General features: G+C 66.8%; 6 protein-coding genes. 2 read left to right on the forward strand and 4 right to left on the reverse strand.

Annotation, left to right across the window (positions count from 1 at the left end; genetic code table 11):
* Nucleotides 1-233: DUF2630 family protein (locus P2Q66_RS20745; protein ID WP_275731199.1), on the reverse strand; the 233-nt coding region annotated here is incomplete at its 3' end.
* A gap of 93 nt (nucleotides 234-326) precedes the next feature.
* On the opposite strand from P2Q66_RS20745, the gene P2Q66_RS20750 reads away from it, so the two are divergent.
* Nucleotides 327-725: a hypothetical protein gene (locus P2Q66_RS20750; protein ID WP_079598823.1), complete on the forward strand. Its 399-nt coding sequence runs from the start codon at nucleotides 327-329 to the stop codon at nucleotides 723-725.
* 36 nt (nucleotides 726-761) lie between these two features.
* Here the strand turns inward: P2Q66_RS20750 and P2Q66_RS20755 are convergent, their stop codons facing one another.
* The 3 genes from P2Q66_RS20755 to P2Q66_RS20765 are packed head-to-tail and all read right to left on the reverse strand — an operon-like array spanning nucleotide 762 to nucleotide 1,872.
* Nucleotides 762-1,100 (reverse strand): DUF202 domain-containing protein, encoded by a 339-nt coding sequence (locus P2Q66_RS20755; RefSeq protein ID WP_275731201.1) that lies wholly within the window; start codon nucleotides 1,098-1,100, stop codon nucleotides 762-764.
* Nucleotides 1,101-1,103: 3 nt separating this feature from the next.
* A complete protein-coding gene (locus tag P2Q66_RS20760; RefSeq protein WP_275731203.1) occupies nucleotides 1,104-1,508 on the reverse strand; it encodes a DUF202 domain-containing protein in 405 nt (134 codons plus the stop codon).
* Between the two features lie 25 nt (nucleotides 1,509-1,533).
* The gene (locus tag P2Q66_RS20765; protein ID WP_079598826.1) at nucleotides 1,534-1,872 is read right to left on the reverse strand and encodes a YnfA family protein; all 339 of its coding nucleotides are present in this window, start codon (nucleotides 1,870-1,872) and stop codon (nucleotides 1,534-1,536) included.
* 75 nt (nucleotides 1,873-1,947) lie between these two features.
* On the opposite strand from P2Q66_RS20765, the gene P2Q66_RS20770 reads away from it, so the two are divergent.
* A partial coding sequence (locus P2Q66_RS20770; protein WP_275731205.1) for an LLM class flavin-dependent oxidoreductase occupies nucleotides 1,948-2,393 on the forward strand: 446 nt, incomplete at its 3' end.

The raw sequence follows: 2,393 nt of genomic DNA on the forward strand, positions 1-2,393 counted from the left end.
TGCTTGTAGTTCTCAACCTCGCTGACGGGCCGCGCCTCGGCCTCGTTCGGGTTCTCGCCGGACTCCGATTTGGCCCTGCGCTGGCGCAGCAGGTCCCAGCACTGGTCCAGGCTTTCCTCTACCTTCTTGAGCCGGGCCTGGTCCGGCGCCTGCCCGTCGCTCGAGCCCTCGCGGAGTGAATGTTCCTCCTCCACCAGGGCCTGGATACGCGCCAAAAGATCCTGATCGTCCATAACTTTCCCCTTACTCCGGACCGGTCACTTTGGTTCCCTCAGCGTACGTAGTCGGTGCAGAAGCCACCACCCCTGCGCGGTACCATCAAGTTCATGCCCACTGTGCTTGAAATGGCAGGTCCAATCCTGGAAATGCTGACCTGGTTGTGCCTGCCCGCCGGGCTGGGCCTGCTGTTCTACACCGGGTTCCTCCGCCGCTTCGTGCACCCCTGGGACGTGGCCGAGGCAGTGGTGTACTCCGACACCACGGGCGTGGGCTTCCGCTGGTTCGACCGCAAATACCAGGTGCACCATGCCCCGATGTCCCCCCACGACATCAAGGACCTGGCGGTGGGCGACACACTTCCTATCTACTACCACCCCAAACGTCCCACCCAGTGGCAGATGGCCGCACCCGAGGAAGCCGGCAAAACGGCCTCCTTGCTGGGCCGCGCCCTGACCGCCATCGGGGCAGTGGCGCTGTTGGCAGGCTTCGTCCTGCCCATGTTTTAGCGCCGGATCCTTTAAAGCTGGTGGTTTCCCCAGCTCCTAACCGGCCAGGACGACGCCGATGCCCAGGCCTCCCAGCGCCACCCCCGCAAAGGCCGTCCAGAGCACCGCGGTGATGTCGGCGTCGACACTTTCCTGATGGATGCCGCGGGAGCTGGTGCTGTAGCGCCGGCGCTGGGTGAGGTAGATGGCCAGTGCAGCGCCGGCGGAAACGGCGAACAGCAGCAGGATGGGGAACCCGTGGGCAGGGAGCCAGCGCAGGAAAATGGCGCTGACCGTTACCAGTGCCATCATGGTCCGGCCCCAGGCCAGCGTGGTCCGCTCCGGCTGGAGGCCCGGATCCCCGTGCGGGCCGGCAGGGCGGCGGGAATTTCCCATGCGTCAGCGCCAGAGGATAAAGACCAGGACGACGGCGGCCGCCAGGGCCCCTGCTCCGGCGAGGAGGGGCACAATGAGCGGCAGCGGCAGGGGAACCTTATTGCGCATGCTGCGTTCCACCCGCAGCCACCGCACCGCCGAGCCGGCACTGAGCAGCATGCCGAGCAGCAGCAGGACCACGGCCAGTCCCTTGCGGACCGGCTCCAAAAACAGGTCGGCGGTGAACGCCTCAATGGCGATGCCTCCCGCCAGCAGTGCAAGGGACGTTCGGATCCAGGCGAGGAAGGTGCGCTCGTTGGCGAGGGTGAACCGCGGGTCCGGTTCTTCCCCGCCCGGCAGCAGGCGCTCGGCGATTTTTCCGCGCGACGGCGGCACGGGTTCCCCGGGTCCCTGCTGCCTGTTCGTCACGGTGCCAGTTTAGTTGGGGACGGCGTCAGCTTCCGCCGCGCGGGGCAAACATGATGACCGCCACGCCCAGCAGGCAAATCAGGGATCCGGCCACGTCCCACCGGTCGGGGCGGAAGCCGTCAAAGATCATGCCCCAGGCCAGCGAGCCGGCGACGAACACCCCGCCGTAGGCTGCCAGGATCCGGCCAAAATGGGCGTCGGGCTGGAGTGTGGCCACGAAGCCGTATGCGCCCAGGGCTATGACGCCCAGCCCGGCCCACCACCAGTCCTTGCCTTCCCGCACGGATTGCCACACAAGCCAGGCGCCACCGATCTCCGCCGCTGCCGCCAGCACGAACAGCAGGACAGTCTTACCGATGGTCAACGTTTCATCAGGAGTAGCCACGCAGCCATCATGCCAGCCGGGAATGCAGTCGGCGCACGAAAGGTTGGGGCAGGTATGGAGCGCATAGGATTCCTTTCATTCGGCCATTGGGGCCCCGGCCAGGGCTCCCGCACCAGGACTGCCGGCGAGGCATTGCTCCAGGGCATCGAGCTGGCGGTGGCCGCCGAGGAGCTCGGCGTGGACGGAGCATTTTTCCGCGTCCACCACTTCGCCCGCCAGCAGGCCTCCCCGTTCCCGCTGCTCTCCGCTATTGCAGCACGCACCCGCAGGATCGAAATCGGCACCGGCGTTATCGACATGCGGTACGAGAACCCGCTGTACATGGCGGAGGAAGCGGCGGCAACGGACCTGATCAGCGGAGGCCGGCTGCAGCTGGGCATCAGCCGCGGTTCACCCGAGCCTGCGCGCAACGGAGCCGCGGCTTTCGGCCACGTGCCGGACGCCGGGGAAACAGATGCCGACATGGCCCGCCGGCACACGGCACTCTTCCGTAAGGCGAT

Origin of the sequence: Arthrobacter sp. Cr_A7 (assembly GCF_029222765.1) — a bacterium.
GTDB lineage: Bacteria > Actinomycetota > Actinomycetes > Actinomycetales > Micrococcaceae > Arthrobacter.